Origin of the sequence: Erwinia sp. 198, from assembly GCF_003937915.1 — a bacterium.
Lineage (GTDB): Bacteria > Pseudomonadota > Gammaproteobacteria > Enterobacterales > Enterobacteriaceae > Erwinia > Erwinia aeris.
This window is the reverse complement of record NZ_RHUM01000002.1, coordinates 64,024-80,565: the sequence shown is the minus strand read 5'-3', so window position 1 is coordinate 80,565 and position 16,542 is coordinate 64,024. Positions and strand designations below refer to the sequence as shown.

Below are 16,542 nucleotides of genomic sequence, written 5' to 3'. Positions count from 1 at the left end.
CCATAACAATATTTTAATATTTATGGACACTTTTTAACTAATGTCAAATCCCGACTATCGACACCTGCCATGATTAAATCAAAAAAACTGATTACCTCAGTTTCGCTGTCTGCGTTACTGATTTCTACAGCCATTCATGCTGAAACTGCACCAGAGAAAACCGACGTTCTGCTGATCGGCGGCGGCATCATGAGCGCCTCGCTGGGCACGATGCTGGAAGACGTCCAGCCAGACTGGAAACAGATTATGGTTGAGAAGCTCGACGGCGTCGCCCTTGAGTCTTCCAACGGCTGGAACAACGCCGGTACCGGCCACTCCGCCAACATGGAGCTGAACTATACGCCTGAGCGTGCCGACGGCACCATCGACGTCAGCAAGGCGCTGGAGATCAACGAAGCCTTTATGATCTCTCGCCAGTTCTGGACTTCTCAGGTGAAAAACGGCGTGCTGAATAACCCGCACTCCTTTATCAACTCTACGCCACACATGAGCTTTGTCTGGGGCGACGCTAACGTTGAATTCCTGAGCAAGCGCTATGCTGCGCTGCAGAAAACCACCCTGTTCCAGGGCATGAAGTTCTCTACCGATCAGGATCAGATCAAACAGTGGGCGCCGCTGGTTATTGAAGGCCGCGATCCTAAGCAGAAAGTCGCGGCCACCTGGACGCCGGTAGGCACCGACGTTAACTACGGTGAGATCACTCGTCAGCTGACCGCCAGCCTGAAGAAAAACAGCAACTTTAAGCTGGAAACCTCTTCAGAAGTGACCGACTTTAAGCGCAACAGCGACAACTCCTGGCACGTTACCATCAAAGACGTGAAAAACGGCGGCGAACGCGCTATTGACGCGAAATATGTCTTTATCGGTGCTGGCGGTGGCGCGCTGAAGCTGCTGCAGAAAACCGGCATTCCGGAAGCGGACAACTATGCAGGCTTCCCGGTTGGCGGCTCTTTCCTGGTCACCGAGAACCCGGCCATTACCAGCCGTCACCTGCAAAAAGTGTACGGTCAGGCTTCCGTAGGCGCACCGCCAATGTCCGTTCCGCATATCGATGCGCGTAACCTGGACGGCAAGCGCGTGGTACTGTTTGGGCCGTTCGCGACCTTCTCTACCAAGTTCCTGAAAAACGGTTCGCTGTTCGACCTGCTGAGCACCACTACCACCAGCAACTTTATGCCGATGACCCACGTGGGCATGGATAACTTTGACCTGGTGAAATACCTGATTGGTCAGGTCATGCTGAGCGACGACGACCGTTTTGCCGCGCTGAAAGAGTACTATCCGGATGCGAAGAAAGAAGACTGGAAACTGATCCAGGCGGGCCAGCGCGTGCAGATCATCAAGAAAGATGCGGATAAAGGCGGCGTGCTGAAGCTGGGCACGGAAATTGTGACCGATCAGCAGAAAACCGTGGCGGCCCTGCTGGGCGCATCGCCGGGCGCTTCTACTGCGGCACCTATCGCTATCAACGTGATGAAGAAGCTGTTCCCGGAGCAGTTCAACTCGCCGGAATGGCAGGAGAAGATCCATAAAGTGGTGCCAACCTACGGCCAGACGCTGAACGGTAACACCGAGCTGACGCAGCATGTCTGGGATGACACCGCGGCCACGCTGCAGCTGACCAAGCCACCGGTCATTAATATGCCTGCTCAGGAACCTGCGCAGTCCACTATTACCGGCCAGGCTGAGAAAACGCCAGCCCGGCACGATATGGCGCTGTAAATCCTGTTTTCCGCGTCGAATGGCGCGGGATACCAATAAAAAAGCCTGCCGGTTTCGGCAGGCTTTTTCTTTTACGGTGCTGACGAATTTAACGCAGCGTGCCCGACGTTTCGGTCGCTTCTGCGTGCTCCAGCGCGACAGGAATGCTTTTATAAGCCGGGATACCGCTTTCGGTATCGAAGCTGTCCAGCGGCACCAGCACGTTGGCTTCCGGATAGTAGGCCGCGACCGAGCCAGGCGCCATGTCGTAAACCACTATCGTCAGATTATCCAGGCGTCGCGAGGTCTGCTTGCCGTCCGGATCCAGCGCCACCATATTAACCTTGTCGCCAACCCGCAGGCGGCGTTTTTCCGCCTCATCCGCCGAGATAAACAGCACGTCCCGCCTCCCCGTCACGCCACGATAGCGATCGTTCAGCCCGTACAGCGTGGTGTTATACTGATCGTGACTGCGCAGCGTGGTCAGCACCAGATCGTGACACTTCAGCGACCGCGGATCCTCGTTAATGCCCTGCATGATCTTAAACTGCGCTTTGCCCGACGGCGTCAGCCATTTGCGTTCCGACGCGGCGTTGTAAAGACGGAAGCCGCCCGGCTGTAGGATCTTGCGGTTAAAATCCTCAAAGGCCGGGAAAACGGCCTCGATAGCCTGACGGATAAAGCTGTAGTCGCCGATCATTCTGTCCCAGTTTACCCTGGTGTTGGGCAGCGTGGCTTTCGCCAGACCCGCTACGATGGCCGGCTCCGACTTCAGCCATTCCGAGGCGGGCTTCAACGAACCGCGCGAGGCGTGCACCATCGACATGGAGTCTTCCACGGTTACGCTCTGCTCGCCCGATGCCTGCCTGTCGATTTCGGTTCGGCCAAGTACCGGCAGCAGATAGTTATGTTTACCCAGTAGCAGATGCGAGCGGTTCAGCTTGGTCGCCATATGCACCACCAGATCCAGCTTGCGCATCGCCTCGAAGGTTTGCTGCGGATCGGAGATTGCCTCCGCCAGGTTACCGCCCAGGCAAAGCAGCGCCCTGGAATGGCCATCGCGGATCGCCTGAATGGCCTGTACCGCCCCGTGTCCATGTTTCTGTGGCGGCTTAAAACCAAACGCTTTTTCCAGGTTGTCCAGCAGCGACTGCGGCGGGATTTCAGTAATGCCAACGGTACGATCGCCCTGTACGTTGGAGTGACCGCGCAGTGGGCAGATGCCCGCGCCTTTCTTACCGATGTTACCGCGCATCAACAGCAGGTTAGCGATTTGCTGTACGTTCTGCGTGCCGTACTGATGCTGGGTGATACCCATGCCGTAACAGATAATGGTTCTTTCTGCTTTGGCATACAGGTGGGCAATATTCTGGATCTCTTCAAACGTCATACCGGAGACTTTCAGAATATGCGGCCATTCGGTGGCATCCAGATCCGCCTTCAGGGCGTCAAAACCTTCGGTATGTTCGCTGATAAAGCTTTCGTCCAGCACGCCGGGCTCTCCGGCCGCCAGCGCGCGCTCGTGCATTACCAGCAGACACTTCATCACGCCTTTCAGCATGGCGGCATCGCCGCCAACGCGCACCTTGTAATAGGTAGAAGCCAGCGTGGTGGAGCTGAGCGACAGCATTTCTACCGGGCTTTGCGGAGAAGTAAAACGTTCAAGCCCCCTTTCCCGCAGCGGATTGATCGCCACGATGGTCGCGCCGCGTTTGGAGACTTCACGAAGCGTACCCAGCATGCGTGGATGATTAGTGCCGGGATTATGGCCGATACACAGCACCAGATCGCAGTGATCGAAATCTTCCAGCTCGATGGTGCCTTTGCCTATGCCGATGGACTGTGGCAGGCCGACGCTGGTCGGCTCATGGCACATATTGGAGCAATCCGGGAAATTATTAGTGCCGTATTCGCGCGCGAACAGCTGCCAGAGAAACGCTGCTTCGTTAGAAGCGCGGCCTGAGGTATAGAACTCCACGCTATCCGGATCCTCGTAGCTTTGCAGCTTTTCACCGATTTCACGGAAAGCAGTTTCCCATTCTATAGGCTGATAGGTATCGGTGGCCGCATCGTATTTCATCGGGTGAGTCAGACGGCCTTCGCCTTCCAGCTCAAAAGCGTTGCGTTGCCAAAGCTCACTGACGGTATGGGCAGAGAAAAACTCCGGCGTGGTGCGCTTGCTGGTGGCTTCCCAGGAAACGGCCTTGGCGCCGTTTTCGCAAAATTCAAAGGAGGAACCGTGCTGAGGATCGGGCCACGCGCAGCCGGGACAGTCGAAGCCCTGCGGCTGGTTGACTTTAAACAACGCGATCACGTCCTGTTTGACCGACATCTGGCCGCGGATCGCGTCGGCAACGGCCTTTAACGCTCCCCACCCTCCCGCTGAACCACCGTAAGGGGCTATTCCAACAGTCTTATTTTGTTGTTTCATACGACTCCGCATCACATTACAAACCAGTTTTTAGCTTAGAACAGCATGCGGCTTCCGACCGTTTTTTTGCTTTCAGAATGTTACCGAATAGCGCCATTAATAACCCACAGCGGCCAGCGGCCTGACCCCACAATGGTGCTGATCCCGCGCATTGTAAACAGAAAGTAAATACCGTATAACAATAGGCACCGAGGGGTGTCCTGTTACGGGCTGAGATGGCGCAAGCCGAACCCTTTGAACCTGATCTGGGTCATGCCAGCGAAGGGACGGCTGAGCCAGATAACGCACGTTCCCGCGCCTGACCGGATCTCAAGTATTAAGGAGGTTCCGTGTTTGACGGTTTCTACGGACGGCTGCGTCAACAGACCGGCGATCGCTGGCTGCACTATATCCATCACCCTTTTGTTCGCCAGCTGGCTGACGGCACCCTGCCCGCGTCGGCTTTTCGCCGTTACCTTACCCAGGATTATCTGTTTCTTATCCACTTTGCCCGCGCCTACGCGCTGCTGGTCAGCAAATTTCAAACGCTGCCGGAGATGCGTGCGGCAACCCGCTCGCTGAACGCCATCGTCGACGAACTGCCGCTCCACTTGCGCTACTGCGCCCAGTGGGGCCTGACCGGGAAGGAGATGGCGGCGGAAACAGAGGCACCGGAAACGCTAAATTATACCCGCTATGTGCTGGATATCGGTCACGCGGGCGACGCGCTCGATCTGTTGACCGCTCTGATGCCCTGCGTCGCTGGCTATGCCGAGATCGGCATCGGCTTGCTGAACGATACGCAAACCGTATTGACCGGCAACCCCTACGCGGCGTGGATTGAAAACTATGGCGATCCGCTTTACCTGAGCGGCGTGCAGGCTTCGCTGACGCTGTTTGAAAACCTGGCCGTCCAGCGCGGCGGCGCGAGCCGCTTTGAGGCGCTGGCAGGAATATTCGCCACCGCGACGCGGCTGGAAACGGCATTCTGGCAGATGGGGCTTGACGCTGCCTCCACTATGCCGGAGGCGCGATGACGCCGGGCATAGAGGTCAAGGCGGTCAGCCTGCACTTTGGCGATCGTACGTTATTTGAGCGGCTGAGCGTTACGCTGGCAGGCGGCCGCTTTACTTCTCTGCTTGGCCCCAGCGGCGTCGGTAAAAGCAGCCTGCTGAAGATCGTTGCGGGGCTGCTTGCGCCCTCAACAGGATCGGTGCTGGGTAGCGATGGGCTGCCGGTTGCCGGGCGCATCGCCTGGATGGGACAGCGGGATCTGCTCTACCCGTGGCTTAGCGCGATCGACAATGTCGCGCTGGGTGCGCGTTTGCGCGGCGAGAAAGCGGACAAACCATGGGCAGAACATCTGCTTGAACGCGTGGGCCTGGCGGGTAATGCCGGCGCGCTGCCCGCCACGCTGTCAGGCGGAATGCGTCAGCGTGTCGCGCTAGCCCGGACCTTGTACGAGCGGCGACCCATAGTGCTGATGGATGAACCTTTTTCCGCTCTGGATGCCATTACCCGCGCCCAAATTCAGGCGCTGGCCGCAGAGCTGCTGGCCAACTGCACCGTACTGCTGATTACGCACGATCCTGTGGAAGCCTGTCGCCTCAGTCATCGCCTGCTGATCCTTTCTGCTGCCGGGCTTAGCGAACTTCCCGGACTGGACGGTCAGCCGCCACGAGCGCCCGACGATCCGGCTTTGCTGCGTAGTCAGGCGCAACTTATGCGCCAGCTGACGGAGGACCCGGCATGAAAGCGGCAACGATACGCCGTGGCGTCACGGTATTTTTCGGGCTGATGGCGCTGTGGCAGCTGGCCACGCTTGGCAACGTCCCGGCTTTTCTGTTGCCTTCGCCCTTCGCCGTGGCTGCGGCTATGCTCGATAACGCTGGCTATCTCGCTTACCACATGCTTATTACCGCTACGGAAATTGCCGGCGGGCTTATCGCGGGCGTGCTGCTCGGCGCCCTGCTGGCGCTGCTGATGATCTTTTCGCCCGGCCTGCAACGCTGGCTGATGCCGCTGATATTGACCAGCCAGGCAATACCCGTGTTTGCGCTGGCGCCGCTGCTGGTGCTCTGGTTTGGCTTCGGTATCAGCGCCAAAATTGTGATGGCTGTCCTGGTTATTTTTTTCCCGGTTGCTTCCGCTTTTTTTGATGGCTTACGGCGGGTCGAACAGGACTATCTGGATCTGGCCCGCACGATGGGCGCCTCTTCCGCTTCGCAGCTGCGGTATGTGCGGCTGATGGCGGCGCTGCCGGCCTTTGGCTCAGGGCTGCGGATGGCGGTCGCCGTCGCGCCCATTGGCGCGATTATCGGCGAATGGGTGGGCTCCGCCGAAGGGTTGGGGTTTGTGATGCTGAATGCTAATGCGCGAATGCAGAGCGATCTCTGCTTCGCCGCCCTGTTTGTGCTGGTAGCCATGACGATTGCGCTTTGGCTGAGTACCGATATCCTGCTGCGCTGCCTGATCCGCTGGTCGCCGGAGCATTAATCACCGTAAGGACAAGATAATGAAAAAAACGTTAGTTTGTGGGCTGGTGGCAGCAACTCTGTCTCCTTTAGCCAGCGCGGCGGAAAAGCTAACGCTGATGCTGGATTGGTATGTTAATCCCGATCACGCGCCGATTATGGTGGCGCAGCAGATTGGCGCTTTTAAGGCTCAGGGACTGGATGTGACGATTATTCCGCCTTCCGATCCGGCGCTGCCGCCGCGTCTGGTCGCGGCCGGTAAGGTGGATCTGGCGGTGACCTATCAGCCGCAGCTGCACTTTTTTGCCGACCAGGGCCTACCGTTGGTACGCGTCGGCACACTGATTGATTCCCCGCTCAATACGCTGATTACGCTTGATAAAAGCGTGCATTCTCCGGCAGATCTGCAAGGAAAAACGGTAGGATATTCCGTGAGCGGCATCGAACAGGCCACGCTCGCCGCTATGCTGCGGCACGACCAGCGGCAAATCAGCGACGTTAAGCTGGTTAACGTCAATTTTCAGCTGACCAGCGCGTTGCTGACCGGCAAAGTTGATGCGGTCATCGGCGGCTACCGTAATATTGAAGCGCTGGAAGTCAAGCTGCAGGGCAAAGATCCCGTGGTGTTTAACGTCGAGAACTACGGTGTGCCGGCCTATGATGAGCTAATCGTGGTGGCGAATCGCGATAGCCTGAACAGATCTGCTATCAAAAAATTCCTGCTAGCGCTGAAACAGGGCGACGACTATCTACAGGCCCATCCTGAAGAAAGCTGGCGGTCATTCGTTAAATTGCACCCTGAGCTGAATACCGGGTTAAACAGGCAGGCATGGGTAAAAACGCTGCCGCTGTTTGCCCATGACCCGGCCCGCCTGGATCGCCAGCGCTACCGGCAGTACGAAACTTTTCTTTTTGACCATCGGCTGATTAAAAAAATTACGCCGGTTAACGACTACGCCGTCGAAATCCAGTAAGCTCGCGGCCTGACGCCACAAGCTGAATTTCACTGGATTTCAAATTGCGCTGGACAACACCGCAAAGGCATCTGGTAAGGTATGCACAAAATAGCGAAAAATCTGGAAGCCCTCATGCTGTCAACCATCATCTATCGTAGCCATATTTCCGACGACGTCGCGTACAGGACGCTGGGGAAACTGGCCGAAAAAGCCAATCAGGTCAACGAAACACACAGCGTGACGGGCATTTTATTGTTCAACGGCACGCATTTTTTCCAGGTGCTGGAAGGCCCGGAACAGGCCGTGCTCGCTATCTATGAGGGGATCTGCAACGACCCCCGGCACCATAATCTGGTGGAACTGATGCGAGACTACGCGCCCGCCAGACGTTTTGGCAACGTCGGCATGGAGCTGTTCGACCTGCGTGAATACGATCCGGAAAACGTGCTGCAGGCCGTGCTCGATAAAGGCACCTCTAAGTATCAGCTGACTTACGACGATCGCGCATTGCAGTTCCTGCGCGTGTTTGTCGACGCCACCGAACGGGAAAACTATTTTGAGATCCCGCCGGGCGACTCCTGGGAGTTCGTTGTCGATCGTGAGGAAGCGCTGCCCCGTGATGCCGTTCCCTCGGCCACGAACGACTACAGCTTCGCTTTTCAGCCGATTATCGATCCGCTTTCCCGCCAGATCGTGTCGCTTGAGGCCGTTATGCGCCCAACATCGGGCATGTCGGCGGCCGATTATCTTGCCGGGCTACCGCGCAGTGAAAGGTATGACGTCGATCTTAAATCCAAACAGCACGTTTTTGCGATGGCGAAGCAGCTGGGCATCAATGGCCTGACGCTGTCGATTAACCTGCTGCCGATGTCGCTGGCGATTGTGCCGGATGCGGTCGATTTCCTGCTGGAGGCGATCCATGCTAACGGGCTGGTGCCTGAGCAAATCGTTGTTGAGGTCACGGAGAACGGCACGGTATTCCGCGCGGACGAATTCGAGGCGGCGATTAAAAAACTCAAGGCCTCTGGTATCAGCCTGGCGATTGATGGCTTTGGCGCCGGTTCTGCCGGACTGGTCCTGCTGACCCAGTTTCAGCCTGACAAAATCAAAATCGATCGTAACATCATAGCCGACGTGCATAAAAGCGGCCCGAAACAGGCTATCGTACAGGCGATTTTGAAATTTTGCTCCTCCTTGCAGATCGCCGTGATTGCCGAAGGCGTTAACAAGGCGGAAGAGTGGATGTGGCTGGAGTCGGCAGGCATTTGCAACTTCCAGGGCGCGCTGTTCGCGTCATCCACGCTGAACGCTTTCCCTGTCGTGGCCTGGCCTGAAAAACTGGAAAACGATTAACCTCCAGCCTGCGAACCGGCAGCCAACGCCGCCGGTTCGTTCACCCTCAGGCAAATTTTTTTGCGCCCGCCACGCATCCCAGCGCGGCCAAAACGCATGCCAGCATAACGTTGCTGATGCTTTCGTGTAGAAACAGCGCCGCAAAACCAAAGCCGATAAAAGGTTGCAGCAGCTGCAGCTGCCCTACCGCCTCCGTGCCGCCCTTCGCCAGGCCGTGATACCAAAAAATAAAGCCTGTCAGCATGCTGAACAGCGAGACGTAGCCTAATCCCATCCATGCGGAAAACGTTACCGTATGGAACGAAGCCGGCAAGGTCAGCGCGGCAATGGGCAGCGCTACCGGGAAAGCCAGCATTAACGCCCAGGCGATAGTTTGCCAACCGCCCAGTCTGCGCCGCAGACGATCACGGCCGTTTAAGCAAGGCTGATTGACTTTCCTTCGCGGCGAAACTTTTCCTTTTAACGCTATGAATAACCAGGATACTTTGTTTGTGTTAAGCAATCATGCTTTACACCGTCGGATGACGGCCGGGGATCGGTATAAGGAACGCTTTCGTGATGCAATTTTCCAGCGGTTTTTTTCTCAGCCTGTCGCTCTGCCTGGATATCGGCATCGCCAATATCGCTATGATCACGCTGGCTATGCAGCGTGGCTATTTTCACGGCTTCTGGCTTGGGATCGGCACCTGCGTGGGCGACCTGGCGTACGCGCTGCTGGCGCTGGCCGGTATGACGGTGCTGTTACAGTTTGCCGCAGTGCGCTGGGTGCTGTGGATTGGCGGCGGCGCGATGCTGCTGTGGTTCGCGCTGAAAATGGCGCTGGCGGCGTTTCGCCGTCAGGGTGAACTGCGTACCGACGAGCCGCAGCAGGCCAGGCCGCTACGCAACGAGTTTGGCCGCGGCGTGCTGCTGGCTATGTCCTCCCCCACGGCAATCCTGTGGTTCGCTTCCGTCGGCGGCGCGCTGATTTCACGTATAGGGCAGCACAGCACAACGGATTCAGGCTGGTTTCTGAGCGGTTTTTTCCTGGCGGGCGTCTTCTGGACCTGCGTTTTATGTCTGGTCGGCAGCTTCGGCGGCAGGCTGTTGGGCGCTCGTCTGCTGAAATATTCCTATATGGCCTCTGCCATAATTTTCAGTTATTTCGCGGTTTACGTGATTATTTCTGGCTATCGCGAGTTTATTGCTGTCTGAACCATACCAAGCCGCCGGCAACCTGTCGGGCTGTGGGCGGCGGAGCGGTAAGCAGGAAAATTCGTGCTTAGTTTGCCGGAGATCGTCCTCTGGCAGTCCGGCCACTTCCATCACGGCTGCGCGATCGAAATAAAGCCTCACTTCAACTGGCCGCTCGTTAATATTCATCTTAATGGTCATCGTACTGGCGTGGCCTGAAAAAGAACGGGTCAGAAAGGATCCGGTGATTAAAGCATCAGAAAGTTTCAGCCCCCTTCTGTAAAAGTCGCCGCACCCTTCAGAATGCGGCTTCAGATATTATTTTAAAGAATTTTTAAAAAATGAGGTCAGCCTGGCAAAAGGGGTTAAATCGGTACGGTCATACAGATCGACATGGCCCGCGCCCGGTACGATATATAACTCTTTCGGCTGTCCGGCACGCTGGCAGGCATCTTCGCTAAATTCTCTGGAATGCGCTTTATCGTCGATAATAAACAGCATCGGACGTGGCGAAATGGTGTCAATATCATTGAACGGATAGAAGTTAATAAACTTCCCGATACTGCTTAACATTGGTTTATGAAACGCAACCTGAACGACCTGCTCTATTTTGTTACCGTCGCGCGTGAAAAAAGCTTTACCCGCGCCGCCGCGAGACTGGGCGTGATTCAGCGCGTGATTCAGCCTGTCTCAGCCAGGAGGGACAGCTAATCCGCGTGCTGGAGCAGTGGTGCAGGCCTTTTCCCGGCTACTGCCTCTATTATCCCAGCTGCAAACAGCCTTCACCCGCCTTCTTTCTGGTAGCTGACGCGCTTCGGGTAAGCCGAAAGCGCAGGCCTGCCAGCGAGTCGCCTGAAGGTTAGCGCAGCCCCTTTCGCGGCAGCGTCAGCCGTTCGCTGCGCTGGCCCTGACGCATGTAATGGAATGCAAATAACCTGCTGCGGATCGCCTTTAAATGTGAACGAAGATTTCTTCACGCCTGATTAGCAGCAATAGCTAAATACGGCGCGGCGGAAAGGCGTTGTATAGCTCTTTGGGTTTACTTTTTATTAACAATAAATCCATATGCGTAACACTGTACGCCACGGGCGACCTTTAATCAGGAGTGAAGTTATGAAAGCGTTAGTTCACGATGTGCTCTCTATTTTTTCAGCGAAATCGATCGAGCCGGTGCTGGTTCGCTCAGGCCTGTCCCAGCGGGAAAAAGCTCTGATCGCGCCATTCGGCGTAACGGAAGTCAGCTGGGCGACCTCGCTGGAAGATCTCCACGATGCGCTGGTGCAAAAGGCGCTGGCGGCAGGTGCCGTCGGTTATCATATTACCCATGTGGAATCCCATAAGCCGGGTCAGGAGGCGCAGCCGGTGCTGGCTGCCACCGCCACGCTGTATAACATCAGCGACAGGCAGATCGTTGATAACGCCGCGCTTTAAACGGATAGTGCCGAGGCCTGCGTTTTCTGAATAGCGCGTGTGCTTTACCGGAATCTAACTATGGCAATCTCCTGAAGACTGGTAGGCTTTCTGGCCTGTTATCACCGGTCTGACGGGACTGCTGTTATCTCAGCCAGAGCGATGCATTTTTAGCCGCTAAACAAGCGGCGGCGCCGCCTGGTGGGCCAGGGCAAACGCCGTAAATGAAGAAAGGAGCCTCGATCCAGCTCCAGAGAATCGCTGGCTGAACGGGAGAGCATTATGGCGCAACTTGTAAATTATCTGCAGCAGGTACGTCACCATCTGCATCAGTTCCCTGAACTTTCGGATCAGGAAGTCGCCACCACGGCTTATCTGCGCGAGCAGCTGGCCGAACACGATATTACCGTGCTGGATCTGCCGCTGGCGACAGGCCTGGTTGCGGAAATTCGCGGCGATCGGCCTGGCCCGCTGGTGGTGGTGCGCGGCGATATCGATGCTTTGCCGATTGAGGAGCAGACCGAACTGGCTTTCCGCTCGCAAATGCCGGGCGTGATGCATGCCTGCGGTCATGATTTCCACGCTTCGGCAGTGCTGGGCGCGGCGATCCTGCTGCAACAACAGCGCTTCCCGCTGGCAGGAAGCGTGCGTATTCTGTTTCAGCCCGCCGAGGAAACCGGTCAGGGCGCGCCAGCCGTACTCGCGAGCGGCGCGCTGGACGAAGCCAGCGTCATTTTCGGCCTGCACAATGATCCAGGCCTGCCGGTCGGCGTGGTGGGTTGCAAAGCGGGTGCGCTGACCGCAGGCGTTGACCGTTTCGCCATCCGCATTACCGGCACGGGCAGCCACGCCGCACGCCCGCATGAAGGTAACGATCCGATCGTGATTGCCGGCCAGCTGATTACCGCTCTGCAAACGCTGATCGCCCGCAATCTTCCCTCCGGGCAAAACGCCGCCTGCGCCAGCTACTTAGCGGCCTGGCCGTCTCGTTTAATGCGGAACTCAGCCTGGACTGGCAGCCGGGGCCGCCTTCGGCCAGCAACGACACACGCTGGGCGGCTTTCGCGCTTGAACAGGCCAGCGCCAGCGGGCTGGAAGCGCGTACCGTTGCGGCCAGTCCGATAGGCGAAGATTTTGCTTTCTATCAGCAGCGGATCCCCGGTGCTTTTGTGATGGTTGGCTCCGGCGGCCCCTGGCCGCTGCATCATCCTGAGTTTCGCGTTGATGACAGCGCCCTCTTTCCGGCGGCTCGTTATCTGGCCAGGCTGGTGTTTACAGCCGGCAAAATGCTGGCGGCAGAAGCGGAAGTGACAGCCTGAGAGTTCATCCCGGCCTGTCAAACAAAGAGGATGCCCCATGCTTAGCTTTTTCTTTCTGAAGCAGCTTGTTGCATCACCGTTTTTCCTGCCTGGCGAGCTAACGCAATGTTCTCGGCCTGTTGTAATACCTGCTGTAGATCCTCTTCGTCAATATCAAGGAATTCCCCTTTCATTAACGCTTCGTGCAGATCCTGTCGTGAAATGGCGACCTCCATTTGTACGGGTTTTGGCAAGGTTTCAGCAGCAGAAAGCGTATGCGGGTAACGACGACCGATCAGATTATTGAAAAGGATTGCCACCAACGTCAGCGAGACTGAATTAAGCAGCACCGGGACAAAAGCGAAATGGTAGCCGCTCATTCCTGCCGCGTGGCTGCCCATCACGGCAGTTAACGCTATCGCGCCGCCCGGAGGATGAAGACAGCGCAGCTTAAACATCAGCACCACGGACAGGCCAGCAGCGAGCGCAGCCCCAATCACGGGCTGTTCAATATAGTGCGCGACGGTCAGGCCAGTTAATGCTGACACAAAATTACCGCCTATAACTGACCATGGCTGAGCCAGCGGGCTGTTAGATGCAGCAAACAGCAGGACGGCGGAGGCGCCCATGGGCGCAATAAACCAGACGTTAACTTCGCCCAGCGTCCAGTGGCTGAACAGGCTGGCGAACAGCAGGCCTGTGAAAGTCCCCAGGCTGGAAAGGATTATCTGACGGGGGGCTACTACCACCGGGCGCGGCCAGAATCTTTCTATAAAATGCTTTATTTGAGAAACAGTTATCATGCAGGCGATGTCTTATCTGATAAAAAAGGCGCGCGAATAGTCGCTGAATTTACCGCGAAACACAATGTCAGATCTCTCGCCAACCCTCTGGCGTTCAGTGCCCTTGCTGGCCGTGGCTCAGGTGTCGTCGGGATCGACACAGGCCCCAAAACGATGACGATGCAATCAGAATTTGATCTTATACTTCCAGCATGGTCGGTTATTGATTAGCCTTATTGATAGCATTCCCTTTTCTGTCGTTATTGTATGCACTTGCCAGTGCCGGACTTAGCGTGCCCTGCAGCCTGGCGGATGCACCCACAAAAATAGAAACTTATTCAGCCGGAATCACAGCGTTAAAAATGAGTTTTATTGCCGGTAATGATAACACCACGGTAATGCTGGTATTTTTCAGAGCAAAAGCGCCTGCCCCAGATTTTAAATCAAACGGCGTCTCCTTTTTTATCTCAATTCCTCCGAGGAAAGAAAAGGAAAAGGCTCCTGTGATTCAAATGTTATATCGACAGGGGATGATTTTTTCATTAAAGAAATTAAAAGTGACATGCCCCCCCTGTCAGGGCTATGATTTAAACCTGATATATTCTTTTGCGGCAATATACTTCTAAGTCGTTATATTACTCCCGCTTTATTTAAATTTTTAATTCGCACCAGAGTCAGGCTGGCGCTGAGGCCCCGATGATTATAAACAGTAACAGCAATAACGGCCCTCGTCTTCGCGCATTACAGGCACTTCTTAGCGCTGATGAAAGCAGGGATGAGGTGCTCAGGAAATTTGTTCAGCTTTCCAGCCAGACGCTGGGCATTCCGGGTAGCTTTATCTCCGTACTGGATGATGATACTCAGTATGTTCGCGCTTCCCATAATTTTTCCCTGTCACACTCTTCTCGCGAAGAGTCGCTGTGTCGTTACGTGGTAGACAGCGACGATCCGGTTGTGGTGCCTGATACCCTGCTCGATATTCGATTTGCCGCTCATTCTCTGGTCATCGGGGCGCCGTATATCCGCTTTTACGCCGGTGTCCCGCTAAAAAACAGCGAAGGGGTTGTGGTCGGAACGCTGTGCGTAACCGACACGAAGCCCCATCTTTTCAGCGCCAGCCAGATTACCACGCTCAGAATGCTGGCTGCCCTGGTGATCTCTTTTCTTGAGGCGTTAAATTCCGCCAGTTTTAGCGATCCCGTTACCGCCCTGCCTAATCGTCAGCGCCTTATCCAGGATCTGCAAAACCTGACCCAGGCAGAGAACCAGACGTCGCGTCGGTTAATCATCATTGACTGTATAGATATGCCTCGTGCCTGCGAACTCGCACGTTCAATGGGCATGGGGCCGGTAGAAAACCTGCTCAAAGATGTGGCGACGCTGCTGCCACTCCGTCTGAGGCTGGCGCCGGGTGACAGGCTTTATACGGTTGCTACCGGCCGCATTGCCCTGTTGACGCGTCCGGGCAGTCACCTTAGCGCTGAACGGGTCATCGAGAAGCTGGAGGGCATTAGCGTCGATCTGGGCGATGGTCTTGCTATCGCGCTAACAATTTTTACGGGCGAGACGGACTTTATTCCAGGAGAGGTCGCTGCTCAGGAGACGCTTCGCCGCGCAGTCAGCGCGCTGCATGAAGCTATCGCCCGGGGGTTGTCATCACTTCATTTTGTTGAGGTGGTCAATGCACGGCACACGCAGGATGCTGCGCTGATGAACGATCTGGCCTCCGCGCTGCGGGAAGGCCAGGGGCTATGGCTGGCCTATCAGCCCAGAATTTGTCTGCACAGTGGTAAGCCTGTCGCGCTGGAGGCGCTTATCCGCTGGCGCCACTCTACGCGGGGCGAGCTCTCTCCTGCTTTTTTTGTCCCGCAGGCTGAACAGGGTCAGTTATTATCCGTCCTGACGAACTGGATGACAGATCGTGTGATTAGCCGGCTGGCAAGACTGAAAAACAGCCATATTCAGTTACCAATAATCATTAATGTCAGTGCACGCGACTTCTCGCATAAAGGCTTTGCTAACATGCTGGAAAATAAAATGCTGAAAGAGAAACTGCCTAATGCTCTGCTCGGCATTGAATGTCTCGAAACCGAACGTATTCTTGAGAGCCCGGCGGCACTGAGCGGGATGGAAATGTTAAAACTCAGAGGGTTTAGTATTTCACTGGATGATTTTGTCACAGGCTACCGCAATATCAGCTATCTGCGACGTATGCCACGCGACGTGATAAAAATCGATCGCTCTTTGATCCAAAATATTTCCTCGGATACCTCTTCACGGATCATTTCCCGCAGTATCGTAACCATGCTGAAAGAGCTGGATTACACTGTCCAGGTAGAGAATGGGGAGGCGGATGCGGCGTTAGCAGAATATGGTAGTAACCAGGAGCAGGGCTATTTCTATGCCAGGCCGTTGCCGGAGGCAGAGCTGGATCAGTGGCTGGAATGGAGGCTACGCGACCTGGGCAAGTCGTCTTAACCGGTAAAAGCGGATGAAAAAATGAAAGTATTTAAAGGCAATAAAAAAACGTTGCCGGTGCGTTACTGCAAATATTGTCATAAGCCCATGACATGGCGTAAAAAATGGGAGAACTGCTGGAACGAGGTGCAATATTGCTCTGAACGCTGCCGCCAAAACGCGAAGCGCCCCTTCTCCCGCAAAGATGAACATTCCTGAAATCAACGCCTTATTACAGCGGCCGTGAACGCACTGGCTGACTCCGTTTCACCCGCTGTTTTTTGTGTCTTCGCCCGATCGTTTAACTCGCCGCTTTGCCAGGCGTTTTTCGACACTACCATGCCATGTTTTTCTCTTGTCCTGGGTACTTAATTCCTGAATTGTTCAAAAAGGCCCTGTGCCTCACCTTCCCTTGTGTCCTTTTCCTTCAGATTATTCTCAATAAAATCCGACTTTTACCGCCATTAAATGTGACATGTATCACACTTTTGGCATCAGATAGTGAGACGGGTGATTTGTACCACCAAA

At 55.6% G+C, this 16,542-nt stretch carries 13 protein-coding genes, 5 pseudogenes and 1 riboswitch; of the genes and pseudogenes, 14 read left to right on the top strand and 4 right to left on the bottom strand.

Features of this window, described 5'->3' with window-relative positions; genetic code table 11:
• The first annotated feature begins 69 nt into the window (after positions 1-69).
• Positions 70-1,722: a malate dehydrogenase (quinone) gene (gene mqo / locus EGK14_RS02890; RefSeq protein WP_125287568.1), complete on the top strand. Its 1,653-nt coding sequence runs from the start codon at positions 70-72 to the stop codon at positions 1,720-1,722.
• Between the two features lie 88 nt (positions 1,723-1,810).
• Here the strand turns inward: mqo and EGK14_RS02885 are convergent, their stop codons facing one another.
• Positions 1,811-4,132 (bottom strand): FdhF/YdeP family oxidoreductase, encoded by a 2,322-nt coding sequence (locus tag EGK14_RS02885; protein WP_125287567.1) that lies wholly within the window; start codon positions 4,130-4,132, stop codon positions 1,811-1,813.
• Between the two features lie 181 nt (positions 4,133-4,313).
• A riboswitch (TPP riboswitch) is annotated at positions 4,314-4,417 on the top strand.
• 44 nt (positions 4,418-4,461) lie between these two features.
• Here EGK14_RS02885 and EGK14_RS02880 point away from each other — a divergent pair.
• The 5 genes from EGK14_RS02880 to EGK14_RS02860 all read left to right on the top strand — a co-directional run bounded on the left by EGK14_RS02880 (position 4,462) and on the right by EGK14_RS02860 (position 8,894).
• Complete coding sequence (locus EGK14_RS02880; protein ID WP_125287566.1) at positions 4,462-5,148, top strand: TenA family protein; 687 nt, start codon at positions 4,462-4,464, stop codon at positions 5,146-5,148.
• Positions 5,145-5,864: an ABC transporter ATP-binding protein gene (locus tag EGK14_RS02875; protein ID WP_125287565.1), complete on the top strand. Its 720-nt coding sequence runs from the start codon at positions 5,145-5,147 to the stop codon at positions 5,862-5,864. The genes EGK14_RS02880 and EGK14_RS02875 overlap by 4 nt, the downstream gene beginning before the upstream one ends.
• Entirely contained in the window at positions 5,861-6,607 is a 747-nt protein-coding gene (locus EGK14_RS02870) for an ABC transporter permease (protein ID WP_125287564.1), read from the top strand. Before EGK14_RS02875 ends, EGK14_RS02870 begins: the two co-directional genes overlap by 4 nt.
• Positions 6,608-6,626: 19 nt before the next feature.
• Positions 6,627-7,559, top strand: coding sequence for an ABC transporter substrate-binding protein (locus EGK14_RS02865; protein ID WP_125287563.1), 933 nt, complete (start codon positions 6,627-6,629; stop codon positions 7,557-7,559).
• Between the two features lie 114 nt (positions 7,560-7,673).
• Positions 7,674-8,894, top strand: coding sequence for a diguanylate phosphodiesterase (locus EGK14_RS02860; protein ID WP_125287562.1), 1,221 nt, complete (start codon positions 7,674-7,676; stop codon positions 8,892-8,894).
• A 46-nt stretch (positions 8,895-8,940) separates the two neighbouring features.
• On the opposite strand, the pseudogene EGK14_RS02855 reads toward EGK14_RS02860, so the two are convergent.
• Positions 8,941-9,297: pseudogene (locus tag EGK14_RS02855) on the bottom strand (EamA family transporter); the annotation flags it as partial.
• A 152-nt stretch (positions 9,298-9,449) separates the two neighbouring features.
• Between EGK14_RS02855 and EGK14_RS02850 the strand changes: the two are divergent.
• Complete coding sequence (locus tag EGK14_RS02850; protein WP_125287560.1) at positions 9,450-10,088, top strand: LysE family transporter; 639 nt, start codon at positions 9,450-9,452, stop codon at positions 10,086-10,088.
• A 297-nt stretch (positions 10,089-10,385) separates the two neighbouring features.
• Here EGK14_RS02850 and EGK14_RS02845 read toward each other — a convergent pair.
• Positions 10,386-10,724 (bottom strand): annotated as a pseudogene (locus tag EGK14_RS02845) (alpha/beta hydrolase); the annotation flags it as partial.
• On the opposite strand from EGK14_RS02845, the pseudogene EGK14_RS21805 reads away from it, so the two are divergent.
• The 4 genes and pseudogenes from EGK14_RS21805 to EGK14_RS02825 form a co-directional block, all read left to right on the top strand.
• A pseudogene (locus EGK14_RS21805) lies at positions 10,698-10,778 on the top strand (hypothetical protein); the annotation flags it as partial. The pseudogenes EGK14_RS02845 and EGK14_RS21805 overlap by 27 nt on opposite strands.
• A pseudogene (locus EGK14_RS21485) lies at positions 10,763-10,930 on the top strand (LysR family transcriptional regulator); the annotation flags it as partial. The pseudogenes EGK14_RS21805 and EGK14_RS21485, both read left to right, overlap by 16 nt.
• A gap of 250 nt (positions 10,931-11,180) precedes the next feature.
• The gene (locus EGK14_RS02830; protein WP_125287558.1) at positions 11,181-11,498 is read left to right on the top strand and encodes a DUF1471 domain-containing protein; all 318 of its coding nucleotides are present in this window, start codon (positions 11,181-11,183) and stop codon (positions 11,496-11,498) included.
• Positions 11,499-11,759: 261 nt separating this feature from the next.
• Positions 11,760-12,796: pseudogene (locus EGK14_RS02825) on the top strand (amidohydrolase).
• 41 nt (positions 12,797-12,837) lie between these two features.
• Here EGK14_RS02825 and EGK14_RS02820 read toward each other — a convergent pair.
• Complete coding sequence (locus tag EGK14_RS02820) at positions 12,838-13,578, bottom strand: HPP family protein (protein WP_125287557.1); 741 nt, start codon at positions 13,576-13,578, stop codon at positions 12,838-12,840.
• 272 nt (positions 13,579-13,850) lie between these two features.
• Between EGK14_RS02820 and EGK14_RS02815 the strand changes: the two genes are divergently transcribed.
• From EGK14_RS02815 to EGK14_RS02805, 3 genes are all read left to right on the top strand, one after another.
• The gene (locus tag EGK14_RS02815) at positions 13,851-14,183 is read left to right on the top strand and encodes a hypothetical protein (RefSeq protein WP_125287556.1); all 333 of its coding nucleotides are present in this window, start codon (positions 13,851-13,853) and stop codon (positions 14,181-14,183) included.
• A gap of 70 nt (positions 14,184-14,253) precedes the next feature.
• Entirely contained in the window at positions 14,254-16,035 is a 1,782-nt protein-coding gene (locus EGK14_RS02810; RefSeq protein ID WP_125287555.1) for an EAL domain-containing protein, read from the top strand.
• 21 nt (positions 16,036-16,056) lie between these two features.
• Complete coding sequence (locus EGK14_RS02805; RefSeq protein ID WP_125287554.1) at positions 16,057-16,233, top strand: DUF2256 domain-containing protein; 177 nt, start codon at positions 16,057-16,059, stop codon at positions 16,231-16,233.
• Positions 16,234-16,542: the final 309 nt, after the last annotated feature.